Origin of the sequence: Pseudomonas sp. DR48, from assembly GCF_019823085.1 — a bacterium.
Lineage (GTDB): Bacteria > Pseudomonadota > Gammaproteobacteria > Pseudomonadales > Pseudomonadaceae > Aquipseudomonas.
In genome coordinates, this window is the sequence record NZ_CP081946.1 from 6,900,374 (window position 1) to 6,925,569 (window position 25,196).

The following is a 25,196-nucleotide window of genomic DNA, read 5'->3' on the forward strand; positions in this document are numbered from 1 at the left end:
TGTTGAACAGGCGGACGCCATCGCGAGCAGGCTCGCTCCCACATTGATCGAGTGAATACTGGAGATCAAATGTGGGAGCGAACCGGCTCCGGGCGGTGTTGCGACGATGAACGATGACTCCGCGTCTGTTACTGCCCGCTACGCATCATCTCTTTGGGCACGTACTTGCCGATCTCGAACTTGCCAATCGCCGCGCGGTGCACTTCGTCCGGGCCGTCGGCCAGGCGCAGGGTGCGTTGCATCGCGTACATGTAGGCCAGCGGGAAATCGTTGGACACCCCTGCCCCGCCATGCATCTGGATCGACCGGTCGATAACCCGCAAGGCGACGTTCGGCGCGACCACTTTGATCTGCGCAATTTCGCTTTTCGCAATCTTGTTGCCGACAGTGTCCATCATGTAAGCCGCTTTCAACGTCAGCAGACGCGCCATGTCGATTTCCATGCGCGAATCGGCGATCTTGTCGATGTTGCCGCCCAGACGGGCCAGCGGTTTACCGAATGCGGTGCGGTTCACGGCACGTTTGCACATCAATTCCAGCGCACGCTCAGCCATGCCGATCGAGCGCATGCAGTGGTGAATACGGCCTGGGCCAAGACGACCCTGAGCGATTTCGAAGCCGCGTCCTTCACCCAACAGGACGTTTTCGTACGGCACGCGCACATTTTCAAACAGCACTTCAGCGTGACCGTGCGGTGCATCGTCGTAACCGAACACTGGCAGCGGGCGAACGATCTTCACGCCCGGGGTATCCACCGGCACCAGAATCATCGAGTGCTGGGCGTGGCGCGGTGCATCCGGATTGCTCAGGCCCATGAAGATCAGGATCTTGCAGCGCGGATCACAAGCACCTGAGGTCCACCATTTCTTGCCGTTGATCACCCACTCGTCGCCATCACGCACGGCGCGGGCAGCCATGTTGGTGGCGTCGGACGATGCCACGTCCGGTTCGGTCATGGCGAACGCCGAGCGGATCTCACCGCGCAACAGCGGCTCGAGCCAGCGTTGTTTCTGTTCTTCATTGGCGTAACGCACCAGCACTTCCATGTTGCCGGTGTCTGGGGCGGAGCAGTTGAACGGCTCTGGACCAAGCAGCGAGCGGCCCATGATCTCCGCCAGTGGCGCGTATTCGAGGTTGGTCAGGCCAGCACCGAGTTCGGACTCAGGCAGAAACAAATTCCACAGGCCTTCAGCCTTGGCCTTGCGTTTGAGCTCTTCCATGATCGCGGTCGGCTGCCAGCGATCGCCTTCGGCAACCTGGCGCTCGAACACCGCTTCGGCGGGATAAACGTAAGTGTCCATAAACGCGGTCACGCGCTCACGCAGTTCCTGAACCTTGGGCGAATAAGCGAAATCCATGAGCAATTACCTTCTTGGGAAGAGGTTGTTTAGGTCATGCAATCGATGCTAGAACAGCTACGAAAATTTACCTAGCCTATTCTCGGCGTGTATTAACATTCATCACCGATATATGATCGGGTGATCGCAAAGGCCTCCGGCCACAACAAAAAGCCCCAAACAATAAGAGTGCCGCGCAATGAATCTGAGCAAGGTCGACCTCAACCTTTTCATCGTCTTCGACGCGATCTACACCGAAGCCAATCTGACCCGCGCCGGGCAAATTGTCGGCATTACTCAGCCTGCGGTATCGAACGCCCTGGCCCGCCTGCGCGAGACCTTCAACGACCCGTTGTTCGTGCGCACCGCGCAGGGCATGGTGCCGACACCGATGGCGCAGAACATCATCGGGCCGGTGCGTAACGCCCTCTCGCTGCTGCGCGTGTCGGTGCAGGAAAGCCGGATTTTCAACCCGCTGCAGGCGGTCAAGACGTATCGCATCAGCATGACCGACCTCACCGAGGCGGTGATTCTGCCGCCGCTGTTCCAGCGCCTGCGCCGCCTGGCGCCGACAGTGATCATCGAGAGCTTCCTGTCGAAACGCCGCGAGACCACCAAGGAGCTGGCGGCTGGACGGCTCGACTTTGCCGTCGATGCGCCACTCAACACCGACCCGCAAGTGCGCCACGTCAAGCTGATGGAAGACCGTTATGTGTGCGCCATGCGCAAGGGCCATCCGCTGGCGGGCAAGGAAAAATTCACCCTCGACGACTATCTGTCGCTGACCCACATTCACATTTCCAGCCGCCGCAGTGGCCTGGGCCATGTCGACCTGGCCCTTGGGAAAATGGGCATCCAGCGCAAGATCGCGCTGCGTTCGCAGCATTACCTGATGGCCTCCCAAGTGTTGCAGCAGACCGACATGGTCATGACCGTGCCCGAGCGTTTCGCTCGTCGCCATGAGCTGTATTCGGTGAACCTGCCGGTCAACGACGTTCCGCCGGTGGAAACCCACCTTTACTGGCACGAAAGCACCGACCAGGACCCGGCCAACCGCTGGATGCGCGAGCAGATGATCGAGTTGTGCCAACAAGTGACGGCGCATGAGAAGAAGCTCGATAAGGTGTAGGACTTTGAACTGCGTTATCGCTCATCGCGGGCAAGCCCGCTCCCACCGGTATAGCGCGATCCCTGTGGGAGCGGGCTTGCCCGCGATGAGGCCAACGGCAACACCAAAGATCCAAGCCACTTGACGTAAACGTCAACCTGCCATTAGCTTAGCGCCATGACCTTTTTCGAGCGCTTCCATGAGCAGCCAGACCTATAGCATTTCCGACCTCGCCCGCGAGCTCGACATCACCACGCGGGCCATTCGCTTTTATGAAGAGCAAGGCCTGCTCAGCCCTGAGCGTCGTGGCCAGGAGCGCGTTTATACTCCGCGCGACAAGGTCAGCCTGAAGCTGATCCTGCGGGGCAAGCGCATTGGCTTCTCCCTGGCTGAATGCCGCGAGCTGATCGAGCTTTACGACCCCACCGGCGGCAATCAGAAACAGTTGCAAACCATGTTGAGCAAGATCGCCGAGCGCCGCGAACAGCTGGAGCAGCAGATGCTCGACATCGAGCAGATGAAGCTGGAACTGGACACCGCTCAAGAGCGCTGCACCCAGGCGCTGGAGCAGACGATCAAGAGCCAGCAAGTGGTTCAGTAGGTCAATACAGTCCCCTGTGGGAGCGAGCCTGCTCGCGATGGCGGACTGTCAGCCAACATAAATGTTGAATGTCACGCCCTCATCGCGAGCAGGCTCGCTCCCACAGGGTTTTCTGAACATTCAGACAATCAGCACAGGTCGAATCCCATGTCTCTACCCACCCACGTACGCCTGGTCGAAGTCGGTCCCCGCGACGGCCTGCAAAACGAAGCCCAACCGATCAGCGTTGCCGACAAGGTGCAACTGGTCGACGCGCTGACCGCCGCGGGCCTTGGCTACATTGAAGTCGGCAGTTTCGTCTCGCCCAAGTGGGTGCCGCAAATGGCCGGTTCCGCCGAAGTCTTCGCGCAGATCCAGCGCAAGCCCGGCGTGACCTATGGCGCACTCGCCCCCAACCTGCGCGGGTTTGAAGACGCAATCGCGGCCGGGGTCAAGGAAGTCGCGGTGTTCGCGGCGGCCTCCGAAGCGTTTTCCCAACGCAATATCAATTGCTCGATCAGCGAAAGTCTTGAGCGGTTCGTGCCAATCATGGACGCGGCGAAACAACACGGCGTGAGCGTGCGCGGGTACGTGTCCTGCGTGTTGGGCTGTCCTTACGAAGGTAACGTTGCGCCTGAGCAAGTCGCCCGGGTTGCCCGCGAGCTCTACGCCATGGGCTGCTATGAAGTTTCCTTGGGCGACACCATCGGCACCGGCACCGCTGGCGCGACCCGCAAGATGTTCGAAGTGGTCTCGGCCCAGGTGCCGCGGGAAAAACTGGCCGGACATTTCCACGACACCTATGGCCAGGCCATGGCCAACATCTACGCCAGCCTGCTGGAAGGCATCGCAGTGTTCGACAGCTCCATCGCCGGCCTCGGCGGCTGCCCGTACGCCAAGGGCGCCAGCGGTAACGTCGCCACCGAAGACGTGGTTTACCTGCTCAACGGTCTGGGCATCGATACCGGAATAGACCTGGACGCCTTGATTCTGGCCGGCCAGCAGATTTGCTCCGTACTGGGACGTCCGACCGGTTCGCGCGTGGCCAAGGCTCGCAGCGCCCAGTGATGTGTCCAGGTGTTACCGCTTCATCTGAAACGTGGGGGATAAGCGAGTAACACGGAAACAAATTGTAGGGGTTTGCCTGAGGCAGAAACCTCACTAAAAACTCAAACCATTGATTTTAAAGGCTTTTAAAAAGTTGGCACGGCTTCTGCTATCTCTATGGCATAACAAGAACAAAAAAAGCAGCAAAACTAATAAAAATAAGACGTAACGACTCTGACATAACAAAAACAACACGGCAGAGACGCAGCTAACAGATTTTTTTGGAGAGGATGTGCTTTTCAGGGTGCTTTTCGGAGTAACCCGCAACCGGGCAGAGAACAATAAAACTACCTTCAGGTAGCTCCCGAACTGGTTGGATCGCTCAGCGAAAAAGTAGATCAGCGCTCAAAAAAATACGTTTGCTCTTGATCCCGGATGGGGATCGACAAAAACAGCGGTAAAGGGTCACGGTCCCTAAAAACAACAACAGACCGCCCCTCAATAATAAAAAAAGAGCATGCGCAACGACAAAATTAAAGGGGAGCTTCGGCTCCCCTTTGTGCTTTCTGCGATTCGGGCTTTCACCACCGCCCTTGTGGGAGCCAACCTGCTGGCTCCCACAAGGGAGAAATTGTCAGACCTGCTTTTCGCGTAACTCCTCGATACTGATCTCGCGCATGCGGAATTTCTGGATCTTGCCGGTCACGGTCATCGGAAACTCTTCCACGAACTTGAAGTAGCGCGGCGTCTTGAAGTGCGCGATGCGCTCTTTGCACCAGGCCTGCAGCTCTTGTTCCGTGGCGCTGTGGCCCGGGTGGAACTTGATCCAGGCAACAATCTCCTCGCCATAGCGCGAGCACGGAATCCCGATCACCTGCACATCGGCCACCGCCGGGTGGGTAAAGAAAAACTCTTCCAGCTCACGCGGGTAAATATTCTCACCGCCGCGAATGATCATGTCCTTGTTGCGCCCGGCAATGCAGACGTAGCCGTCCTCGTTCATGCTCGCCAGGTCGCCGGTGTGCATCCAGCCGGCCTGATCGATGGCTTCAGCGGTGCCTTGCGGGTTGTTCCAGTAGCCGAGCATCACGCTATAGCCGCGAGTGCACAGCTCTCCAATGGTACCGCGCGGCACCAGATTGCCCGCTTCGTCGATGATCTTGCTTTCCAGTTGCGGCTGGGTGCGGCCGACGGTGGTGACGCGCAATTCCAGATCGTCAGACGGCCCGGTCTGCAATGACACCGGACTGGTCTCAGTCATGCCGTAGGCAATCTGCACTTCGCTCATGTGCATTTCGCTGATGACCCGGCGCATCACCTCGATCGGACACGTCGCTCCAGCCATGATCCCGGTGCGCAGGCTCGACAGATCAAACTCGGCACGCTGCGGTTGATCGAGCATGGCGATGAACATGGTCGGCACGCCGTAGAGCGCCGTGGCCTTTTCTTCCGCCACCGTGGTCAGGGTCAGCAGCGGATCGAATGCATCGTTGGGGTAAATCATGGTGCTGCCGTGAGTGATGCAACCGAGATTGCCCATGACCATGCCGAAGCAGTGATACAGCGGCACCGGAATCACCAGCCGATCGCTGGCCGTCAGGCCGAGGCTTTCGCCGACCATGTAACCGTTGTTGAGAATATTGTAGTGACTGAGGGTCGCGCCTTTCGGGAAGCCCGTGGTGCCGGAGGTGTATTGGATGTTCACCGGCTGGTCGAAATGCAAACTGTCCTGACGCGCGTGCAATTGCTCTGTCGACACACTGCTCGCCAGGTCGGCCAGTTGCGACCACGGCAGAAAGCCCGATGGCGGCTGTGCGTCCAGACTGATGACACCGCGCAACTCGGGCAGGCGCTCGCTGTGCAATTTTCCGATGGATTGCTCCGCCAGCTCCGGCACCAGGCCCTGGAGCATGCCGTGATAATTGGAGGTCTTGAACGAACCCGCGCAGACCAGCCATTGGCAGCCGGATTGCTTCAACACATATTCGAGTTCGGAGCTGCGATACGCCGGATTGATGTTGACCAGGATCACGCCGATTTTCGCGCTGGCGAACTGACTGATACACCACTGCGCGCAGTTCGGTGCCCAGATGCCGAGCCGGTCACCGGCCTGCAACCCCAGCGCCAACAGGGCCTTGGCGTGCAGGTCGACGGCTTCAGCGAGTTGCTGCCATGTGTAGCGCAACTGTTGATGGCGCACGACCAGCGCCTCCCCGGTCGGATACTGCGCGACGGTCTGGTCGAACTTCTCGCCGATGGTCATCGCCAGCAAGGCTTTGTCCTGGGATCCACGGGTGTAGCTGCGCTGCGGGTTTGCACTGGGTTGATCCATGACGACCCCTATTGTCTTTATTAGTGGGTTGATACAGAAAATGTGCCCCTACTCTCGCTCAAGTTGACGTTAACGTAAAGGGTGATTGACAGCCATTCGTCACAGGCTTACGTTAACGTAAAGGTGAGAGCTGAATCACTGCCCTCCCCACCCTACAAAAAAGCCAAAAGGTGACCCATGAGCTACCCATCCCTGAACTTTGCCCTCGGTGAAACCATCGACATGCTGCGCGATCAGGTTCAGTCCTTCGTCGCCAAAGAGATCGCGCCACGCGCGGCCCAGATCGACGTCGACAACCTGTTTCCCGCCGATTTGTGGCGCAAATTTGGCGACATGGGCCTGCTGGGCATCACCGTGGCGGAAGAATACGGCGGCGCTGGCCTGGGCTATCTGGCCCACGTCGTGGCCATGGAAGAAATCAGCCGTGGCTCAGCCTCGGTCGCCCTGTCCTACGGCGCGCACTCCAACCTGTGCGTGAACCAGATCAACCGCAATGGCAATCACGAACAGAAAACCAAGTACCTGCCAAAATTGATCAGCGGCGAGCACATCGGCGCGCTGGCCATGAGTGAGCCGAATGCCGGTTCCGACGTGGTGTCGATGAAATTGCGCGCCGATAAACGCGGCGATCATTACGTGCTCAACGGCAGCAAAACCTGGATCACCAACGGTCCGGACGCCAATACCTACGTGATCTACGCCAAGACCGACCTGGAAAAAGGCCCGCACGGCATCACTGCGTTTATCGTCGAACGTGACTGGAAAGGCTTCAGCCGCAGCAACAAGTTCGACAAGCTGGGCATGCGCGGCTCCAACACCTGCGAATTGTTCTTCGACGACGTCGAAGTACCGGAAGAAAACATCCTCGGCATCCTCAACGGCGGCGTGAAAGTGCTGATGAGCGGCCTCGACTACGAGCGCGTCGTGCTGTCCGGCGGCCCGACCGGGATCATGCAGGCTTGCATGGACCTGATCGTCCCGTACATCCACGACCGCAAGCAGTTCGGCCAGAGCATCGGCGAATTCCAGCTGATCCAGGGCAAGGTCGCCGACATGTACACCCAACTCAACGCCAGCCGCGCCTACCTGTATGCCGTGGCCCAGGCGTGCGAGCGCGGCGAAACCACCCGCAAGGACGCCGCTGGCGTGATCCTCTATAGCGCCGAACGCGCCACGCAAATGGCCCTCGACGCGATCCAGATTCTCGGTGGCAACGGCTACATCAACGAATTCCCGGCCGGACGTCTGCTGCGTGACGCCAAGCTGTATGAAATCGGTGCCGGCACCAGTGAAATCCGTCGCATGCTGATCGGTCGCGAACTGTTCAACGAGACGAAATGAATTTCGTCAGCTGCAAATGGCAAGTTTCAAGCTGCAAGAGAACAGCTTTGACTTGCCGCTTGTAACTTGCCGCTTACAGCTGCTTACGGAGTAAGCCATGATTCTGCATACCCAGCTCAACCCTCGTTCAGCGGAGTTCGCGGCCAACAGCGCGGCGATGCTCAAACAGGTCGACGCCCTGCACACCCTGCTCGCCCAAGTGCAGCAAGGTGGCGGCCCGAAGGCGCAAGAACGCCACACCTCACGCGGTAAATTGCTGCCCCGTGAGCGGATCAATCGCCTGCTCGATCCAGGCTCGCCGTTCCTCGAAATCAGCCAACTGGCGGCCTATGCGGTCTACGGCGAAGACGTTCCGGCCGCTGGCGTGATTGCCGGGATCGGCCGCGTGGAAGGCGTCGAGTGCATGATCGTCGCCAACGACGCCACGGTAAAAGGTGGCTCGTATTACCCGCTGACCGTGAAAAAACACCTGCGCGCCCAGACCATTGCCCAGCAGAATCGCTTGCCGTGCATCTATCTGGTGGATTCCGGCGGCGCCAACCTGCCACGTCAGGACGAGGTGTTTCCGGACCGCGAACACTTCGGCCGGATCTTCTTCAACCAGGCCAACATGAGCGCCATGGGCATCCCACAGATCGCGGTGGTGATGGGTTCGTGCACCGCCGGTGGCGCCTACGTGCCGGCCATGGCGGACGAAGCGATCATGGTGCGCCAGCAAGCAACGATTTTCCTCGCCGGCCCACCGCTGGTGAAAGCCGCGACCGGTGAAGTGGTCAGCGCCGAAGACCTGGGCGGAGCCGATGTGCACTGCAAGATTTCCGGGGTCGCCGATCACTATGCCGAAAGCGACGAACACGCCCTGGCCATTGCCCGGCGCAGTGTTGCCAACCTCAACTGGCGCAAGCTGGGTGAACTGCAACAACGTACGCCCATCGCCCCGCTCTACAGCAGCGACGAGTTGTACGGCGTGGTCTCGGCGGACGCCAAACAACCGTTCGACGTGCGTGAAGTCATCGCGCGGCTGGTCGACGGTTCGGTGTTCGACGAATTCAAAGCGCTGTTCGGAACTACGCTGGTGTGCGGCTTCGCCCACCTGCACGGCTACCCGATCGCGATCCTCGCCAACAACGGCATCCTGTTCGCCGAAGCCGCGCAGAAAGGCGCGCACTTCATCGAGCTGGCCTGCCAGCGCGGCATTCCGCTGCTGTTCCTGCAAAACATCACCGGCTTCATGGTTGGCCAGAAATACGAGGCCGGCGGCATCGCCAAGCACGGCGCGAAACTGGTGACAGCGGTGGCGTGCGCCAAGGTGCCGAAATTCACCGTGATCATTGGCGGCAGTTTTGGTGCCGGCAACTACGGCATGTGCGGTCGCGCCTACGACCCGCGCTTCCTGTGGATGTGGCCGAACGCACGCATCGGCGTGATGGGCGCCGAGCAGGCGGCAGGTGTTTTGGTGCAGGTCAAACGCGAACAGGCCGAGCGCAGTGGCCAGGGTTTCAGCGCCGAGCAGGAAGCCGAAATCAAGCAACCGATCCTCGATCAATATGAAGAACAGGGCCACCCTTACTATTCCAGCGCACGGCTGTGGGACGACGGTGTCATCGACCCGGCGCAAACCCGCGACGTGTTGGCCCTGGCCTTGTCCGCGTCGTTGAACGCGCCAATCGAACCGAGCCGCTTCGGCGTGTTCCGGATGTGATCGGGAGAAAACCATGAGCGACTTCAACACCCTTGAGCTGCTGACCGACCCGCGGGGTTTCGCGACCCTGTGGCTCAGCCGCGAAGAAAAGAACAACGCCTTCAACGCCGAGATGATCCGTGAATTGATCCTCGCGCTGGACAAGGTTGCGACCGATGCCAGCCTGCGGTTCTTGCTGGTGCGGGGGCGCGGCAAGCATTTCAGCGCCGGGGCCGACCTGGCCTGGATGCAGCAATCGGCCGAACTCGATTACCACACCAACCTCGACGATGCCCGGGAACTGGCGGAGCTGATGTACAACCTCGCCAAGCTGAAAATCCCGACATTGGCCGTGGTCCAAGGCGCGGCATTCGGCGGCGCACTGGGTTTGATCAGTTGCTGCGACATGGCAATCGGCACGGATGAGGCGCAATTTTGCCTGTCGGAAGTGCGCATCGGCCTGGCGCCGGCCGTCATCAGTCCGTTCGTGGTGCAAGCCATCGGCGAACGAGCCGCGCGCCGTTATGCGCTGACCGCCGAGCGTTTCGGCGGTCAACGGGCGCGGGAGATCGGCCTGTTGTCCGAGAGCTTTCCGGCCGTCGAGCTGGAACAGAACGTCGAACAGTGGATCGACAACCTGCTGCTCAATAGCCCCGCCGCCATGCGGGTCAGCAAGGACCTGCTGCGTGAAGTCGGCAACGGCGCGCTGACCCCGGCGCTGCGCCGCTATACCGAAAACGCCATCGCCAGAATCCGCGTCAGCCCCGAAGGTCAGGAAGGCTTGCGTGCCTTTCTGCAAAAGCGTCCGCCGAGTTGGCAAGCAACCACCACCAAGGAGCCGCGTTGATGAGCGCACCTGTCATTACTTCCCTGCTGGTGGCCAACCGCGGCGAGATCGCCTGCCGGGTGATGCGTACCGCCAAGGCCCTGGGCCTGACCACCGTGGCCGTGCACAGCGCCACCGACCGTGATGCCCGACACAGCCGCGAAGCGGATATCCGCGTCGACCTCGGTGGCAGCAAAGCCGCCGACAGTTACCTGCAAATCGACAAACTGATTGCTGCCGCCAAAGCCAGCGGCGCTCAGGCGATTCACCCGGGTTATGGCTTCTTGTCGGAGAACGCCGGGTTCGCCCGTGCGATTGAAGAAGCAGGCCTGATTTTCCTCGGCCCGCCGGCCTCCGCCATCGATGCGATGGGCAGCAAGTCCGCCGCCAAAGCCTTGATGGAAACCGCCGGGGTGCCGTTGGTGCCTGGCTACCACGGCGAAGCTCAGGATTTCGACACCTTCCGCGATGCTTGCGAACGCATCGGTTACCCGGTGCTGCTCAAAGCCACGGCCGGTGGCGGCGGCAAGGGCATGAAAGTCGTCGAGGACGTCAGCCAACTGGCCGAAGCCCTCGCCTCGGCCCAGCGTGAAGCCAAATCCTCGTTTGGCGATTCTCGAATGCTGGTCGAGAAATATTTGCTCAAACCGCGTCACGTGGAAATCCAGGTCTTCGCCGATCAGCATGGCAACTGTTTGTACCTCAATGAGCGAGACTGCTCGATCCAGCGTCGGCACCAGAAAGTCGTTGAAGAAGCACCCGCACCAGGCTTGAGTCCGGAGTTGCGTCGTGCGATGGGTGAAGCGGCGGTGCGTTCGGCACAGGCCATCGGTTATGTCGGTGCCGGCACCGTGGAGTTTTTGCTGGATTCGCGCGGCGAGTTTTTCTTCATGGAGATGAACACGCGCCTGCAGGTCGAGCACCCGGTCACCGAAGCCATCACCGGCCTCGACCTGGTGGCCTGGCAAATTCGCGTGGCACGCGGCGAACCGTTACCGATGACGCAAGAGCAGGTTCCGCTGATCGGCCACGCCATCGAAGTGCGGCTGTATGCCGAAGACCCGGGCAACGATTTCCTGCCGGCGACCGGACGCCTGGAGCTGTACCGCGAATCTGCACCAGGACCGGGGCGCCGGGTCGACAGCGGTGTTGAAGAAGGCGACGAGGTGTCACCGTTCTACGATCCGATGCTCGGCAAGCTGATTGCCTGGGGCGAGGACCGTGAACAGGCGCGTTTGCGCTTATTGAGCATGCTTGATGAGTTTGCCATCGGCGGGCTCAAGACCAATATCAACTTCCTGCGTCGGATCATCGCTCATCCGGCGTTCGCTGCAGCAGAGCTGGATACCGGGTTCATCCCGCGTTATCAGGAGCAATTGCTGCCGGCACCTGCGGATCTGGGCGACGAATTCTGGCAAGCCGCCGCTCAAGCGTTTGCCCAGAGCCTGCCGCGCTCTGTGCGCGCCGATGATGTGAGTTCGCCGTGGAGCATCAGCAACGGTCTGCGTGCCGGTCTGCCGCGAGAAATCACCTTGCATTTAAGCTGCGAGGGTCAGGACCGGGCGCTGACACTGGGTAACGTTGATGCCCACACCGCACAACTCAAGGGCGAGCAACTGCTGACCGAGCATGACGGCGTACGCCGCCAGCATCGGGCAATCCGCCGGGGCGATGTGGTGTATTTGCAATGGAACGGGGAGTTGCGTCGTATCGAGTCCTACGACCCGATCAGCGCCGTCGAAGCCAGCCACAGCCATCAAGGCGGGCTGAGCGCGCCCATGAACGGCAGCATCGTGCGCGTGCTGGTGGAGGCCGGGCAAACCGTTGAAGCCGGGGCGCAACTGGTGGTGCTGGAAGCGATGAAGATGGAGCACAGCATTCGGGCGCCACACGCCGGGGTGATCAAGGCGCTGTATTGCCAGGAAGGCGAGATGGTCAGCGAAGGCAGTGCGTTGGTCGAGCTGGAAGAGGCTTGAAATGAAGATCGGTCCTACGCTCTGCGAGGACCGATCTGATTAGAATCTGGCCGTTGCCTGAACCACCACACCGAGGATTCTGCATTCCTCGGTGTACAGGGCTTTCGGATACGTCGGATTGAGCGGGACCAGATAACGCTGCCCGCCCTCTTCGATCAGCTTGCGAAAGGTCGCCTCGGGGCTGTCCGGCCATTGGGCGATGACCAGTTTTCCAGGTTCCGGCACGATGGCCGGGTCCACCAGAATCATCATGCCTTCGGCGATGCTGATGCCGGTGGGTGCAGTCATCGCGTCGCCGACCACCACCAGCCAGAACGCCTTGCCCTGCGCATGGTAATCCGTGAGTTCAAACCGTGGCTTGCCGTATTCCGGCAGCTCACCCTCATGCAATCGGGCAGGCTCTCGCCAGCCGCTGACCGGGTATCGGAAGTACGGGTTGTACTTGTGTGTCAGCGACACCTCATCGTCCAGCAGGACCACAGGCTCGCGGATCACCATCGCCACTTCCAGAAATTCCATCCCGAGCGCCCGCAAGACACGGTTCATGTCCTCGATGCTCGGTTGACGGCGTTTATTCAGCCAATGACCCACGCCACCCTGGGACATCCCCAGGCGGTCGGCGAGTACTTCCTGAGTGACTTTGAGCTCACTCATCTTGGCTTTGACCAACTCAATCCATTTATCCATGTGCGGCACGATACGTGGGGTACTCCGACCAACAAAACACAAATTGTAGTATTTAAATTCCGGCCACAAATACAGATCGTACTAGGATTGATTCACGGATCTGAATCTATCACGGAGCTTGCCATCGTCATGACCAACCCCAGCAATGACTTGTCGGACCTGCAAATCGACACCACCCTAACCTCCACCAAAGGCTATGCCGCAGCGCAGCGAGCGTTGGACTATTACTTGAAACCAGCTGTGTCAGAGGCGGCCGTCGAGGAGCGTTTCTTCGATGTGAAACCGGACATCAGCGCAGAAGAAGCACTGGTTCATGCCTCGGACTTGTTGCGATGCGCAGCGGCCACCGCGTACGAATCAGCCAACAACCTGAATGGCGCGAGCCGTGACCTGGCGTTTTCAACGGTGCACATGATCGACATGGCCAAGGCGATGATAGATCGGTCTCTGCAAGGCGCTCAGGCGCTATGAGACGGACCTGCTGAGCAGCCGACGGGAAAGAATTTTCCAATCGAGCAGATAAAATCATTTGACTTGCAAACGAGAATGATTATTATTGCATGCAGCTGGTCGCGAGATCAGTGGATGGTCAAGAGACCTTAGGTCGGTCTTCTGGACTATCTCCTCATCAGGCTAATCACGGTTTTTGACCCGGCTTTTTTGCCGGGTTTTTTTTTGCCCGTTATTTTGGCGTTGGCTTCAGTTAAATGAAGACGTTACGTGCTGTAAATTCGAATGGGCGGTTGATAGCGAAAGAACACACATCAGCGAAATAAGCCCGGCATCATTGACCGAAACTTATGAAAAATAGCACTTGAGAATCGATTACACAGTCTCTAAGCTGCGTCAGCGTCAAGGAAGACGCCCCCCCCTTTTGCGCCCCACAATTTCCCCGGTATTTCCCTTCCCAGCGTGTAAAGTATCAGCCATAAATCATATTCAGGAATCGACTATGAGCGTGGCCAAATCTTCCTTCGACATCAGCGCCAACTTCGACAGTGGCAACATTGAAGTGCTGGACATCAGCAACCCGTTGCAAGCATTGCTGGCCATCAAGCCGGACACCCGCAGCCAACACTTCCAATGGTTTCACTTCAAGGCCAGCGGTCTGCACGTCGGTCAAGAGCACTGGTTTCGCCTGAACAATGCCAGCAAGTCTTCGTACAACAAGGCTTGGGATGGTTATCAGGCGGTAGCGTCGTACGATCACGTCAACTGGTTCCGCGTGCCGACCATCTTTGAAGGCGACTGCCTGCGTTTCAGCCTTGAAGCCACGGCCACCCACGCCTGGTTCGCTTACTTCGAACCTTACAGCCGAGGCCGTCACGACTGGCTGATCGAACAGGCGCTGACCAAGGCCGGCATGGAACTGCTGGCCACAGGCAAAAGCGTAGAAGGTCGAGACATTCAGTTATTGCGCAAAGGCACCGGCGCCGAAGGTCGGCGCAAGATCTGGATGATCGCCCAGCAACACCCCGGCGAACACATGGCCGAATGGTTCATGGAGGGCGTGATCGAACGCCTGGAACGGCAAGACGATCCTGTGCTGAACAAACTGCTGGCCAGCGCCGATCTGTATCTGGTGCCGAACATGAACCCCGACGGCGCCTTCCACGGCCACCTGCGCACCAATGCGATGGGCCAGGACCTGAACCGTGCGTGGCAGAGCGCCAGCCCGGAAATCAGCCCGGAAGTCTGGTTTGTTCAGCAACAAATGGAAAAGTACGGCGTCGATCTGTTCCTCGACATTCACGGCGACGAAGAAATCCCTTATGTGTTCACCGCTGGTTGTGAAGGCAACCCGGGCTATACGCCGCGGATTGAAAAACTCGAAGAGCATTTCCGCAATCACCTGAAACACCAGACCAAGGACTTCCAGACCAAGCACGGTTACACCCGTGACGAGCCGGGCAAAGCCAACATGACGCTGGCCTGCAACAGCGTCGGCCAGAAATTCGATTGCCTCTCGCTGACCCTGGAAATGCCTTTCAAGGACAACGATGACGCGCCGAATGCGCTCACCGGCTGGTCGGGCAAACGCTCGAAGCAACTGGGCAAGGACGTACTGACGACCGTTGCCGAGATGGTCGACACCCTGCGCTGATCGACCTCGATGGCTGCATGCCGGGCATGCAGCCATGACTCACTCAGACGCGATCCTTTCCTCTCAACATGCTGACCAGCACATCGTCGCGACGCACCCAGCCGTGAAACAACGCGGCCGCCAGATGCACCAGCACCGTCAGAAACAGCAAATACGCCAGATACCGGTGAGACTTGCGCAGAAACGCAAACACCTGCGCATTGGCAGGCAGGATCGACGGCAACTGGATCGAACTGCTCAGCATCACCGGATCCCCGGCGGCTGAAATCATCGCCCAGCCCAGCAGCGGCAAAATCAGCATCAGGGCGTACAACAAGACATGCGAGGCCTTCGCCGCCAACACTTGCCAGCCTGGCAGGTCCGCCGGCAGCGGCGGTTGCTGCGTAGAGAAACGCACCACCAGCCGCACAATCACCAACAATAGAATCGCGACACCCAAAGGCTTGTGTAGATGGATCAGCCATTCATGTCGTTCGGACACCGAGGCCACCATGCCCGCGCCGATAAACAGCATGGCAATGATCATCAACGCCATCAGCCAGTGCAGCAGTCGCGCCAAAGGAGCGAAATGATTCGGTTGAGCGCTCATTGTTGAGCCTCCTGTTTAGCGGCAGGCAACTGGCTGACTTCACTGGTACGACGCAAGTAGGAACTGGCGTAACCGGCTGAACGAGCAGCGAGCAACGGGTCGTCGGAACCTTCTATACCAGCGGGCAGCACGAGCGGGTCGTAATTGATATCACGGCACTCACCATTGAGTTGCGGCTGGGTGCTTTCCAGAACCAGGGTGCCGGCGTTCAGGACCTTGCGGCCATCGGGCCAGGCCTTGCTGGCGTCGTTGACCGGGTCCCCGGGGTTGGCCAGGGTGATGTTCAATTGCCAACGCAATGGCCCTGCGGCAATTCGCTGCACCAGGTCTTTCTCCAGGAAGTCGCCGCCCTCCGGCGCCGTTGCGCCCGCTGCATCCTTCGCCACCGGCACCATGCTCCAGCGCACCGCTTGCCGCTGTCCGGCGGCGTTCACCAGGTAAAACGCATTGACGCTGTTATAGGTTTCCGTCACGTAACTGGCTGACGGTTTGGCCGTCTTGATCCACGCCAGAAAGGGTGCGGCTTCTGGATGCGCACCGAAGAACGCCGGCACTGCGGCAGGATTGGGCTTGCCGGTGGCCGGATCGGGTGACTGCGCCTGCTGCAATTGGTAGAACGCTTCGGGCGTGCCCACCGGGAATACCGGCATGCTGTTCATCCCGGTGCGCCACTGCTGACCATTGGCCTGGGTGAAGCGCAGCGCCATGCTGCGAATCGGTACGCTGTTGTCCGGCGCATAAGGATTGCCGGCCGGCAGCGCGAATCGCCCCACCACCGGGGTTCGGGCTTCATTGAACACCTGAGCACTGGAATAGCTGCGCGCCTCGCCACTGCTCTCGAAATGCCCGATCACGCACACACCTTTAGAGTGGTTCCGTCGGAAACCGGGGTGCACGCCATTGTTGGTTTCCAGCACATTGATCAGCTTTTTCGGCGTCAGGCGCTGTGGGTCGAGTGTGCCGTTGACGTAGGCAAATGCGCCGGCGAGGGCGGCAACCACCACCGCAATGCCAGTCAGTCGCAATGTCAGGCTCGCGGCACTCAGCGGTGGCCGGGAGGGCCCGGTTGGCGGTGTTGAGCGATCAACCATGAAAAACTCCAGGGCCGTAGGCCGCAGGGGGAAGGAGCTATGAGACGAACGTCACGTAGGATTATTCCCTCTGAACTGTAGTTTCTTTCAAAGCAACGCGTGCGACGAATGCCCTAACCCCGTCAGACCTGGTTAAAACACGCCTCACGCTTATCCAGAAAAGCCTGCATGCCTTCTTTTTGCCCGGGAGTGGAAAACAATCCATGAAAGCTTCTTCGCTCGAACAACAAGCCTTCGCGCAACCCGAGTTCCAGCGCGCGATCAACGGCTTCTCGAGCGGCCACGGTGGCGCTTTTGGCGAACCCGGCGATGGTGTGCGCCGCCGCCATGGAGTGTTCGAGCAGATCAGCTGCGTCTATCACTCTGGATACCAGCCCTGCCCGCTCAGCCTCATGGGCCGACATCGAACGCCCGGTCAGGATCATGTCCATCGCTTTCGATTTACCGATCAGACGCGTCAGGCGCTGGGTGCCGCCCATCCCGGGCATCACACCCAACTTGATTTCCGGTTGGCCAAATCGCGCGGTATCGGCAGCAAAGATCAAATCGCACATCATGGCTAACTCACAACCGCCGCCAAAGGCATAACCGGCGACAACCGCCAGCTTGGGCGTCCGTAAAGCAGCAAAGGCTTCCCACTCGGCAAAGAAGTCTTCGTGAACCATGTCCAGGTAGGACTTTTCGCTCATTTCCTTGATATCGGCGCCGGCCGCGAAAAAATCCGCCGTTCCGGTAATGACAAAACACCCCACCGACGGATCCCTGTCCAGGCGTTGCAGGTGGTCCAGCAGTTCGCGCATGACCTCATAACTCAGGGCATTGCGCGCTTGCGGACGATTGAGACGAATCAGGACGACTCGATCATGACGTTCGATCAGTGTGTACATGGTGACCTCATTGAATAATGTCGAATACTTGGATGGCGGCGCTTACGCACGCCTCAGGAGTCCCAGATAGCGCCGTAGGCCGCAATGCCCCGTCCTTCCATTTCCTCGACCACCCGCTGAGTCAGCGCCTGATTGGAAATGCAGATCACCGCTTCTGCTCCGAACGTTTGAACCGCGTCATAGGCCAGTTGCACCAGGTCAGGTTTGCCGAGCAGGTCGGTGTCCCAGATCAAGGCATCGGGCTCGGCCCGCAGGATTTCCTCGACCAGTTCATGACCGTAGGTTTTTCGTGGACTGCGGGTCGACCAGATCAGACGTATCGGAACTTGTCTGGCCAGCAGATGGGGAAGCACCGGGCCGATGCCACTGCCGGTGGCGATGTACACCACCGATTTGAACAAGGTTTCGATGTGCGCAACGCCGGCGGTGGTGATGCCCTTGACCCAGACGTGGGTCGGCAGTTGTTCGATAAACTCGCCGGTCCAGTCTCCCGCTCGGGAAATAATCAGGCGGAAACCGGCCTCTCCCGGTGTGGGAATGTTGGCAAAAGAGTGCCATTCCAGAAGCGGATTGAGACTGATGGCATTGGACGAACCTGCAAATGGCGTGACATGCCCGAACCGGGCAATCACTGCGTGGGGTGAAGTCCTGAGCAATTGCACCGGCACTTTGCGCAGACGCAGCCATGGCAGGGCAATACTGAACGTCAGCCCCACCAGCATCCAGAATGGCACCGACGCCACCAGCACTTCCGGCAACGGCGATTGCGGGTTCTGATCCTGGGCAAACAGCAGCGTCGAGACCCAGAACAGCACGAGCGCTGTCCAGCCACCGAAGCGGTGTGTGCGTTCGAACCCATTGTGAAAGCGCGCGCGAATCCGTGGATGAGCCATGATCGCCACCGCCAACAAAACGCCCAGCAGCCCGCCGTTCACCCACAGAAGCGCGGGTGAAACACCGCCCAGGCTCTCCATCCAATGCCAACTCAACGAGCCGAGTAACGCCACGAACCAACCAATGGCCGCCAACGCTGCGCCACTGTGCAGTCCACCGAAGTGATACACCTTGGCCAGCGAGCGACGAACCGCCAGCGGCCACGAGGTGGGAGCCCGGGTTGCCAGCCAGAACAGCAGATTGATGATGTATTGCTGGCGAATCAGAATGGCCATCGACAGATTCGCCAATACCAGCCCGGCCAATGTTTCCAGTTCAACACCGGAGCGTGTCCACCATTGCCCGGCATTCAGCCCGTGCAGCAGCGCGGCACCATTGAGTCCCAGTACCAACGCCACAAGACGGTTGTAATGGGAAAACAGGGGCAGCGTTCCAAGCCGTCGCCACAGCGTACGCTTGGCGGGTAAACCGCGAGCGGCGCTCATGCGCTCACCACAGCTGCAGCGTTGGTATCAGGCCCGGCCTGGTGCGCCAATGCCATGTCCAGCAGCAGTCGCTTGTCGACCTTGCCCCGTGATGTCAGCGGAATAACGTCCAGGGCGATGATCAACGAAGGTATGCAATAGTAGGCAAGTCGCTCCTCGCAGCGACGTTTAGCCTCATCGATATTCGTCGTCGCTGGACTGACAAAGGCCACCAGATGGCGATGGTCGAGTTTTAGCGTCACCGCCCGCTCGCAGGCGTCGCACGACTCCAGCACCGCTGAAACACTATCGAGCTCAACGCGAAAGCCGCGCACCTTGACCTGATCATCGACGCGCCCCAAGTGCTCAAGATCGCCTTGTGCGGTCCAGCGCCCCAAGTCGCGCGTGCGAAACATCATTCGGCCCTGACCGAGAAATGGATCGGGGCGATACCGCTCGGCAGTCAGTGCGGCATTGCCCAGATAGCCCGCCGTCACACAGACGCCGCCAGCCCACATTTCCCCTTGTTCCCCGACCGCACAGGGTTGACCGGCTTCATCGAGTACGTACACGGTATTGTTCGGCGTAGGTTTGCCAATGGTCAGCGCCTCTCCAACCCGATAGCACTGCATGGTATTGACGATGGTGGTCTCGGTCGGCCCGCAGGCATTGAAGAATGTGCAGAACGACGACCAGCGATCAGCCAGGGGTTGCGGGCATGGCTCCCCGGCAACCGCCACGACTTTGACCTGCTGGCAGCGCGCCGGATCGAGGGTGCCGAGAATCGATGGCGTGGCGATCAGCACATCGCATTGCTCGGCGGTCTGATCAATGTCCTTGCCACGGATCATCAATGTCGCGCCGTGGGCCAGGCAACCAAGCATCTCCCACGCGGCCATATCGAAAGCGATGTTCAGGATCTGCCCGACTTTCATCCCGGGCTTCATGCCGAGATTGCCTGGTTCGGTCAGCAGGATATTGCAGACATTGCGGTGGGTAACCCGAACCCCGTTGGGCAATCCGGTGGTACCGGAAGTAAACAGAACGAAGCAAAGTTGATCCTGAGTCGAGGACAGCGAACCGGCCACGTTCACTTCGTCTGAGAGGATTGATGGCAACCTCATGAACTCATCGAGGCAAATGCAGTGTTGCGTTGGCGTCAGGGGAAGCCGTGATTGAAGGCTCGACAGCGTCAGCACCACACGTGAATCGGCAACCTCCATGATGTGGCGCAGTTGTGGCGCCGGTGTGATGCCCACATGCTGAGGGATGTAGGCCGCGCCCGCTTTCAATACGGCCAACATCCCCACCAGCATGGGGATCGAACGCTCTACAAATAGCGCAACGTGATCGCCTGGTTTGACACCTTGGTTGATCAACAACCCAGCCAGTCGATTGGCCTGCCTGTTCAACTCGTTGTAGGTAATGGTTTCCCCCTGCCAATGGGCAGCAATCGCTTGGGGGCTGGTCGCGGCTTGCGCTTCAATGGCGTGATGGATCAAGGAAAACGCTGGCGTAACCGTCGGCCCCTGACCGAATGGCTGCCAGCGATCCTGATCAACAGGTGACATCAGCAAAGGGGTACAAGCCAATGCCGGCTTCAGTGTTTTTGCATGTTCTTGCATATCGAAAATCTCATCGGGCTCAATGTGAAAGCGCACATCCGGCGATGCTGTCGGGCCTGTTGATCAGGCTGGCCGAGTGCCGTTTGCGCTTGCTGTGAGGGTTGAGCCGCGACGCGTGATGCCATTACAGGGATGACAACCATCGGAGAAAAGTCCTACAGGAACTCACGATGGGATTTTCTTTTCCGGCAGAGGGAATAATCTGCTGTGACCGGCGTCTTCCTTGTCACTGCCGCCCTTCACAGACAGAGACACGCCCCTTTTCATGAACGAAATCGACGAACAGTTGCGCGAAATAATTCCAAGGCTTCGGCGCTTCGCCGTGTCGTTGACGCGCAACCCCAGCAGCGCTGACGATCTGGTGCAGTCGAGCCTGGAGAGAGCCCTCTCGAGTTGGGGCGACAAGCGTCCCGAAGGCGACTTGCGCGCCTGGCTGTTTTCGATCCTTTATCGACAGTTTCTCGACGCCCACCGGCGCTCCCGGCGTTACGCGCGCATGCTCGAATTCTTCACTGGCCGTGACGATGCGCAGCCCTCAGTCGAACGCACCGTGATGGCCCAATCAACGCTGCAAGCCTTCGATCAACTCAGCACCGAGCAGCGCGCGCTGTTGCTTTGGGTATCAGTGGAAGGATTGAGTTATAAAGAGGTCGCTGTCATTCTCGACGTCCCCACCGGCACCGTGATGTCCCGCCTGTCCCGCGCCCGCCAGGCCTTGCGCCAACTCAGCGACGGCAAAATCACCAGCCCTTCTCTGCGGATACTCAAATGATCAGCATGCCTCCGAGCGAGCGTGACCTGCACGCCTACGTCGACCATCAACTCAACGACGCCGACCGGCGCCTGGTCGAGACTTACCTGGCCAACAGTCCTGAAGTGGCCGCGCAAGTGCGCGCCTGGCAGCAGGACGCCCAACAACTGCGCGCGGCCATGAGTGGCGCCTTGCATCACACAGCCAACCCCGAACTCGACCCGGCGCTGATACGCCAGCGTCTCAAACGTCAGACACGCCGACATCTGGCCAGCGCTGCCGTGCTGTTGATTGCGGTCGGTGTGGGCGGATTGAGTGGGTGGCAAGCGCGGGAAATGACGCTGCTCAGCGCCTCGGCGCCGATGACCGATGCGATGCAGGCCTATCGCTTGATTGCTCAGCAAGGCATCCTGCCAGCGGACTATAAGGTCAGCGACGACGGTGACATGCAAGGTTGGCTCGACCGTTATTTCTCTCGAGCCAATCGCCTGCCGGATCTGTCGGACTCGGGTTTCAGACCGGTCAGTGGCCGGTTGCTCAGCACCGAGCAAGGGCCGGCGGCGATGGTCGTTTACGAGGATCAGAGCGGCCACAAGATCAGCTTCTACGTGCGTCCGCCCGGACCGAAGAACAACCTGCTGCCTCGGGGCAGTCGCAGCGATGGCGAGTTGCAGGCCGAGTACTGGTCCGGCGCCGGTTACAACTACGCGATGGTCAGCCCGAGTAACCTGCCGGCGGCGCAGAGGCTCAAGCAAACCACCCAGTTCTGACCCCACCACACCCCCTGTGGGAGCGGGCTTGCTCGCGAAAGCGCCGGATCATTCAACATCAATGTCGAATGACAAACCGCTTTCGCGAGCAAGCCCGCTCCCACAGGGTTCAGTGGTTATCTGGAAAATGTATTCAGCCCTGCCCAAACACCTGCGAAGGCCTGCGCAGCAGCGGATCAAACGGGTTGATTCGCGGCCCGATCAGCGCCGCTTCGCGCTTGAGCATCTCGACCACGGTCGGCAGACGATCCGGCCCCAATCGGTCACTGACCGTGGCCACACTCAGCGCGGCCACCGCCCGCCCTTCGCGATCCAGAATCGGCACCGCCACCCCAGCCATGCCTTGCAGCACGCCGGTGTTACGCCCGGCGTAACCCAGCGTGCGCACATTTTCGACCTCCGAACGCAGGAACACCTCGTCGTACAGGTGAAAATCCTTGAGCCGCGGCAAGTTGTAGTGAATCACCGTTTCGCGCTCCTCCTGTGGCAGGAAGGCCAGGATCGCCAGGCTGCCCTGCCCCACACCCAGTGCCACCCGACCGCCGATATCGCCGGTAAACGTGCGAATCGGAAACGGTCCTTCGCTGCGGTCCAGACAGATCGCATCAAAACCGCTGCGCGCCAGTAAAAACAACGAATCCCCCAAAGACGCCGACAGCCGCAGCAACGATGGGCGCACCAGTTCGCGCAGATTTCCGGTGTTGCCGGCGCGGGCGGCCAAGGCAAAGAACTCCAGGCTCAGGCGATAGCGTTTGCTGCGCGCATCCTGCTCGACCATGCCCTCGTCCATCAGGCTGCGCAGCAAACGGTGCGTAGTCGGTTGCGACAAACCGATGCGCTGGGCGAGCTGCGTCACTCGCTCCCCGCCCTCGACGGAGTCACCCAGGCTGCGCAGCACCGCAAACAATCTGGAGACAGCGCCGACACCGACTTCATTTTTGTTTTCATTCCGTTCAGCGGAATCAGTCATGGAATTTCTCGACAATAAATTTACTCACTGAATGAAACTGAAAATAGTCATCGCTTCAGTGAAATAGGCCATTGAGCCCATCCTAGTCTTCGTCCTACTCTGCGTCCAGACAGGGGCGATTCGAACAACAGCGGCAGCCGACTGAAGTCGAGCGCCAACGCACCCAGCAAGATCTTTTCGTATCTGCCCATACAAAAAAGCGCGCCTTCGGGCGACGCATAACAATCTCAGGTGGAGCGCAGTTATGGCTTTTGTGCAACTTGAAGGACTCGGCAAACGTTACGGCGAGATCGACGCCGTCGTCGCCACCAACCTCTCGGTCGAGAAAGGCGAGTTCGTCTCCCTGCTCGGCCCCTCCGGCTGTGGCAAAACCACCACCTTGCAAATGATCGCCGGCTTCGTCGAAGTCAGCAGCGGGCGCATCGTGCTGGACGGCCGCGACATCACCCACGCAAAACCCGCCAGCCGTGGCTTGGGGGTGGTGTTCCAGAGCTACGCACTGTTCCCGCACATGACCGTCAAGGACAACGTCGCCTTCGGCCTGCGGATGCGCAAAGTGCCCACGGCCGAATTGCAGCAGCGGGTGGATCGGGTGTTGAAACTGGTGCGCCTGAACCAGCATGCCGAGCGTTACCCCCGTGAGCTTTCCGGCGGCCAGCGCCAGCGTGTGGCCCTGGCGCGAGCGCTGGTGATCGAGCCACCGGTGCTGCTGCTCGATGAGCCACTGTCGAACCTCGACGCCAACCTGCGCGAAGAGATGCAATTCGAGATCCGCCGCATCCAGCGCGAAGTCGGGATCACCACACTGATGGTCACCCATGACCAATCCGAAGCGTTGTCGATCAGCGACCGCGTGGTGGTGATGCAGGCCGGGCGCATCACCCAGATTGACGCGCCCTACACCCTGTACGAGCACCCGCGCACCGAGTTCATTTCCGGGTTCGTCGGCAAGGCCAATCTGCTGCCCGGCGAACGTGACGGCGCTGGCGTGGTTCAAGTGAGCAGCGGCGGCGACCTGACCTTGAGCCTGCGCCCGGAAAAAATCGATCTGCGGGACAAAGGCCAGGGCCGTTTGCAAGGCCACATTGTCAGCCGCTTCTTTCTCGGCAGCCAATGGTTGTACGGCGTTTCCACGCCCCTGGGCGAACTCAGCGTGGTGCGCCGCAACGATGGCTCGGCGCCCTTGAACGAAGGCACAGCGGTCGGGCTCGATTGGGACGCGACGCTGCTGCGGGTGCTGACCGTCGACGAGGTGCCGGCATGAGTACGCTCGCCGCCATTCGCCAGGGACGCCAAGGCTATTTGTTGTCGGCACCGGCCCTGGCGTTGTACATCAGTCTGCTGGCCATCCCGCTGCTGTTGACGCTGGTGCTGTCGTTCAACGTCTTCGACTACAGCTCGGGCATCAACGGCGACGCCTATACCCTGGGCCACTACAGCAGCTTGCTGGGTGATCCGTACTTCTACGAAATCTTCCTGCGCACGATGTGGATCAGCGCCCTGACCACCTTTCTTTGCGTGGTGATCGGCGTGCCCGAGGCCTACATCCTCAGCCGCATGGGCGCGCCGTGGCGCTCGATCTTCCTGATTCTGATCCTCACCCCGCTGCTGATTTCGGTGGTGGTGCGCGCCTTCGGCTGGAGTCTTTTGCTCGGTGCCGACGGCCTGGTCAACCAGACCTTGCAAGCGTTCGGCGGCTCACCGATGAAGCTGTTGTACACGCCGTTCGCGGTGGTGATTGCACTGGTTCACGTGATGCTGCCGTTCCTGATCATTCCGGTCTGGACCTCGCTGCAGAAACTCGACCCCGCCGCGGAACAGGCCGCGATGTCGCTGGGCGCCAGCCACTTCACCGTGATGCGCCAAGTGGTGCTGCCGCAGATCATGCCCGGCGTGTTGTCCGGCACCTTGATCGTGTTCGGGCTGGCAGCCAGCTCCTTCGCCATTCCCGGTCTGCTGGGCGGGCGTCGGATCAAGATGGTCGCCACGTTGATCTACGACCAGTACCTGTCGGAGCTCAACTGGCCGATGGGCGCGGCTATCGCTGTCGCACTGTTGCTGCTCAACCTGCTGATCATGCTGTCGTGGAACCGGATGATCGAAGGCCGCTACAAGAAGTCATTGGGATAACTCGTC

22 protein-coding genes are annotated in these 25,196 nt (G+C 59.8%); 13 read left to right on the forward strand and 9 right to left on the reverse strand.

All coding sequences use genetic code 11. The features are described 5' to 3' along the window. Positions 1-128: 128 nt before the first annotated feature. Positions 129-1,358, reverse strand: coding sequence for an acyl-CoA dehydrogenase (locus K5K95_RS31285; protein WP_222587645.1), 1,230 nt, complete (start codon positions 1,356-1,358; stop codon positions 129-131). A gap of 178 nt (positions 1,359-1,536) precedes the next feature. Between K5K95_RS31285 and K5K95_RS31290 the strand changes: the two genes are divergently transcribed. The 3 genes from K5K95_RS31290 to K5K95_RS31300 all read left to right on the forward strand — a co-directional run bounded on the left by K5K95_RS31290 (position 1,537) and on the right by K5K95_RS31300 (position 4,093). Then, entirely contained in the window at positions 1,537-2,466 is a 930-nt protein-coding gene (locus K5K95_RS31290; RefSeq protein ID WP_090185769.1) for a LysR family transcriptional regulator, read from the forward strand. 178 nt (positions 2,467-2,644) lie between these two features. Beyond that, the gene (locus tag K5K95_RS31295; RefSeq protein ID WP_208669066.1) at positions 2,645-3,046 is read left to right on the forward strand and encodes a MerR family transcriptional regulator; all 402 of its coding nucleotides are present in this window, start codon (positions 2,645-2,647) and stop codon (positions 3,044-3,046) included. Between the two features lie 147 nt (positions 3,047-3,193). Further along, positions 3,194-4,093, forward strand: coding sequence for a hydroxymethylglutaryl-CoA lyase (locus K5K95_RS31300; RefSeq protein ID WP_222587646.1), 900 nt, complete (start codon positions 3,194-3,196; stop codon positions 4,091-4,093). A 613-nt stretch (positions 4,094-4,706) separates the two neighbouring features. Here the strand turns inward: K5K95_RS31300 and K5K95_RS31305 are convergent. Beyond that, entirely contained in the window at positions 4,707-6,404 is a 1,698-nt protein-coding gene (locus K5K95_RS31305) for an AMP-binding protein (RefSeq protein WP_222587647.1), read from the reverse strand. A gap of 177 nt (positions 6,405-6,581) precedes the next feature. Between K5K95_RS31305 and K5K95_RS31310 the strand changes: the two genes are divergently transcribed. The 4 genes from K5K95_RS31310 to K5K95_RS31325 all read left to right on the forward strand — a co-directional run bounded on the left by K5K95_RS31310 (position 6,582) and on the right by K5K95_RS31325 (position 12,228). Continuing rightward, positions 6,582-7,745, forward strand: a complete 1,164-nt coding sequence (locus K5K95_RS31310) for an isovaleryl-CoA dehydrogenase (RefSeq protein ID WP_222587648.1) — start codon at positions 6,582-6,584, stop codon at positions 7,743-7,745. A 97-nt stretch (positions 7,746-7,842) separates the two neighbouring features. Next, positions 7,843-9,447, forward strand: coding sequence for a carboxyl transferase domain-containing protein (locus tag K5K95_RS31315; protein ID WP_222587649.1), 1,605 nt, complete (start codon positions 7,843-7,845; stop codon positions 9,445-9,447). Between the two features lie 13 nt (positions 9,448-9,460). Further along, positions 9,461-10,273 carry a gamma-carboxygeranoyl-CoA hydratase gene (locus K5K95_RS31320; protein ID WP_222587650.1) on the forward strand — a complete coding sequence of 271 codons (813 nt, stop codon included), beginning with the start codon at positions 9,461-9,463 and terminating at the stop codon, positions 10,271-10,273. Continuing rightward, complete coding sequence (locus tag K5K95_RS31325; protein WP_222587651.1) at positions 10,273-12,228, forward strand: acetyl/propionyl/methylcrotonyl-CoA carboxylase subunit alpha; 1,956 nt, start codon at positions 10,273-10,275, stop codon at positions 12,226-12,228. The genes K5K95_RS31320 and K5K95_RS31325 overlap by 1 nt, the downstream gene beginning before the upstream one ends. 39 nt (positions 12,229-12,267) lie before the next feature. Here the strand turns inward: K5K95_RS31325 and K5K95_RS31330 are convergent, their stop codons facing one another. Further along, a complete protein-coding gene (locus K5K95_RS31330) occupies positions 12,268-12,915 on the reverse strand; it encodes a LexA family protein (RefSeq protein WP_222587652.1) in 648 nt (215 codons plus the stop codon). A 129-nt stretch (positions 12,916-13,044) separates the two neighbouring features. On the opposite strand from K5K95_RS31330, the gene K5K95_RS31335 reads away from it, so the two are divergent. Together K5K95_RS31335 and K5K95_RS31340 are read left to right on the forward strand one after the other, a co-directional pair. After that, on the forward strand, positions 13,045-13,386 hold the full coding sequence (locus K5K95_RS31335; RefSeq protein WP_222587653.1) for a DUF6124 family protein: 342 nt from the start codon (positions 13,045-13,047) through the stop codon (positions 13,384-13,386). Between the two features lie 481 nt (positions 13,387-13,867). After that, complete coding sequence (locus tag K5K95_RS31340) at positions 13,868-15,019, forward strand: M14-type cytosolic carboxypeptidase (RefSeq protein WP_222587654.1); 1,152 nt, start codon at positions 13,868-13,870, stop codon at positions 15,017-15,019. 43 nt (positions 15,020-15,062) lie between these two features. On the opposite strand, the gene K5K95_RS31345 is transcribed toward K5K95_RS31340, so the two are convergent. The 5 genes from K5K95_RS31345 to K5K95_RS31365 form a co-directional block, all read right to left on the reverse strand. Then, the gene (locus tag K5K95_RS31345; RefSeq protein WP_222587655.1) at positions 15,063-15,608 is read right to left on the reverse strand and encodes a cytochrome b; all 546 of its coding nucleotides are present in this window, start codon (positions 15,606-15,608) and stop codon (positions 15,063-15,065) included. Beyond that, entirely contained in the window at positions 15,605-16,699 is a 1,095-nt protein-coding gene (locus K5K95_RS31350; RefSeq protein ID WP_222587656.1) for a catalase family peroxidase, read from the reverse strand. The genes K5K95_RS31345 and K5K95_RS31350 overlap by 4 nt, the downstream gene beginning before the upstream one ends. A 122-nt stretch (positions 16,700-16,821) precedes the next feature. Next, complete coding sequence (locus K5K95_RS31355) at positions 16,822-17,586, reverse strand: enoyl-CoA hydratase-related protein (RefSeq protein WP_222587657.1); 765 nt, start codon at positions 17,584-17,586, stop codon at positions 16,822-16,824. Positions 17,587-17,639: 53 nt separating this feature from the next. After that, the gene (locus K5K95_RS31360) at positions 17,640-18,965 is read right to left on the reverse strand and encodes a hypothetical protein (RefSeq protein WP_222587658.1); all 1,326 of its coding nucleotides are present in this window, start codon (positions 18,963-18,965) and stop codon (positions 17,640-17,642) included. Continuing rightward, complete coding sequence (locus K5K95_RS31365; protein WP_261398198.1) at positions 18,962-20,515, reverse strand: amino acid adenylation domain-containing protein; 1,554 nt, start codon at positions 20,513-20,515, stop codon at positions 18,962-18,964. The genes K5K95_RS31360 and K5K95_RS31365 overlap by 4 nt, the downstream gene beginning before the upstream one ends. A gap of 319 nt (positions 20,516-20,834) precedes the next feature. On the opposite strand from K5K95_RS31365, the gene K5K95_RS31370 reads away from it, so the two are divergent. Together K5K95_RS31370 and K5K95_RS31375 are read left to right on the forward strand one after the other, a co-directional pair. After that, the gene (locus tag K5K95_RS31370) at positions 20,835-21,341 is read left to right on the forward strand and encodes a sigma-70 family RNA polymerase sigma factor (RefSeq protein ID WP_222587660.1); all 507 of its coding nucleotides are present in this window, start codon (positions 20,835-20,837) and stop codon (positions 21,339-21,341) included. Then, positions 21,338-22,090, forward strand: a complete 753-nt coding sequence (locus K5K95_RS31375) for an anti-sigma factor family protein (protein ID WP_222587661.1) — start codon at positions 21,338-21,340, stop codon at positions 22,088-22,090. The genes K5K95_RS31370 and K5K95_RS31375 overlap by 4 nt, the downstream gene beginning before the upstream one ends. Positions 22,091-22,223: 133 nt before the next feature. On the opposite strand, the gene K5K95_RS31380 is transcribed toward K5K95_RS31375, so the two are convergent. After that, the gene (locus tag K5K95_RS31380) at positions 22,224-23,060 is read right to left on the reverse strand and encodes an IclR family transcriptional regulator (RefSeq protein ID WP_090185821.1); all 837 of its coding nucleotides are present in this window, start codon (positions 23,058-23,060) and stop codon (positions 22,224-22,226) included. Between the two features lie 244 nt (positions 23,061-23,304). On the opposite strand from K5K95_RS31380, the gene K5K95_RS31385 reads away from it, so the two are divergent. Next, entirely contained in the window at positions 23,305-24,324 is a 1,020-nt protein-coding gene (locus tag K5K95_RS31385; protein ID WP_222587662.1) for an ABC transporter ATP-binding protein, read from the forward strand. Continuing rightward, complete coding sequence (locus K5K95_RS31390; RefSeq protein ID WP_222587663.1) at positions 24,321-25,190, forward strand: ABC transporter permease; 870 nt, start codon at positions 24,321-24,323, stop codon at positions 25,188-25,190. Before K5K95_RS31385 ends, K5K95_RS31390 begins: the two co-directional genes overlap by 4 nt. Positions 25,191-25,196 lie beyond the last annotated feature (6 nt).

Bases quoted from the DNA above. Each gene is read 5' to 3' on its own strand.
- K5K95_RS31300 (WP_222587646.1), top strand. From the start codon at position 3,194: ATGTCTCTACCCACCCACGTACGCCTGGTCGAAGTCGGTCCCCGCGAC.
- K5K95_RS31310 (WP_222587648.1), top strand. From the start codon at position 6,582: ATGAGCTACCCATCCCTGAACTTTGCCCTCGGTGAAACCATCGACATG.
- K5K95_RS31295 (WP_208669066.1), top strand. From the start codon at position 2,645: ATGAGCAGCCAGACCTATAGCATTTCCGACCTCGCCCGCGAGCTCGAC.
- K5K95_RS31320 (WP_222587650.1), top strand. From the start codon at position 9,461: ATGAGCGACTTCAACACCCTTGAGCTGCTGACCGACCCGCGGGGTTTC.
- K5K95_RS31285 (WP_222587645.1), bottom strand. From the start codon at position 1,358: ATGGATTTCGCTTATTCGCCCAAGGTTCAGGAACTGCGTGAGCGCGTG.
- K5K95_RS31370 (WP_222587660.1), top strand. From the start codon at position 20,835: ATGAACGAAATCGACGAACAGTTGCGCGAAATAATTCCAAGGCTTCGG.
- K5K95_RS31340 (WP_222587654.1), top strand. From the start codon at position 13,868: ATGAGCGTGGCCAAATCTTCCTTCGACATCAGCGCCAACTTCGACAGT.
- K5K95_RS31365 (WP_261398198.1), bottom strand. From the start codon at position 20,515: ATGTCACCTGTTGATCAGGATCGCTGGCAGCCATTCGGTCAGGGGCCG.
- K5K95_RS31290 (WP_090185769.1), top strand. From the start codon at position 1,537: ATGAATCTGAGCAAGGTCGACCTCAACCTTTTCATCGTCTTCGACGCG.
- K5K95_RS31345 (WP_222587655.1), bottom strand. From the start codon at position 15,608: ATGAGCGCTCAACCGAATCATTTCGCTCCTTTGGCGCGACTGCTGCAC.
- K5K95_RS31355 (WP_222587657.1), bottom strand. From the start codon at position 17,586: ATGTACACACTGATCGAACGTCATGATCGAGTCGTCCTGATTCGTCTC.
- K5K95_RS31375 (WP_222587661.1), top strand. From the start codon at position 21,338: ATGATCAGCATGCCTCCGAGCGAGCGTGACCTGCACGCCTACGTCGAC.
- K5K95_RS31385 (WP_222587662.1), top strand. From the start codon at position 23,305: ATGGCTTTTGTGCAACTTGAAGGACTCGGCAAACGTTACGGCGAGATC.
- K5K95_RS31330 (WP_222587652.1), bottom strand. From the start codon at position 12,915: ATGGATAAATGGATTGAGTTGGTCAAAGCCAAGATGAGTGAGCTCAAA.
- K5K95_RS31380 (WP_090185821.1), bottom strand. From the start codon at position 23,060: ATGACTGATTCCGCTGAACGGAATGAAAACAAAAATGAAGTCGGTGTC.
- K5K95_RS31325 (WP_222587651.1), top strand. From the start codon at position 10,273: ATGAGCGCACCTGTCATTACTTCCCTGCTGGTGGCCAACCGCGGCGAG.
- K5K95_RS31350 (WP_222587656.1), bottom strand. From the start codon at position 16,699: ATGGTTGATCGCTCAACACCGCCAACCGGGCCCTCCCGGCCACCGCTG.
- K5K95_RS31335 (WP_222587653.1), top strand. From the start codon at position 13,045: ATGACCAACCCCAGCAATGACTTGTCGGACCTGCAAATCGACACCACC.
- K5K95_RS31315 (WP_222587649.1), top strand. From the start codon at position 7,843: ATGATTCTGCATACCCAGCTCAACCCTCGTTCAGCGGAGTTCGCGGCC.
- K5K95_RS31360 (WP_222587658.1), bottom strand. From the start codon at position 18,965: ATGAGCGCCGCTCGCGGTTTACCCGCCAAGCGTACGCTGTGGCGACGG.
- K5K95_RS31305 (WP_222587647.1), bottom strand. From the start codon at position 6,404: ATGGATCAACCCAGTGCAAACCCGCAGCGCAGCTACACCCGTGGATCC.
- K5K95_RS31390 (WP_222587663.1), top strand. From the start codon at position 24,321: ATGAGTACGCTCGCCGCCATTCGCCAGGGACGCCAAGGCTATTTGTTG.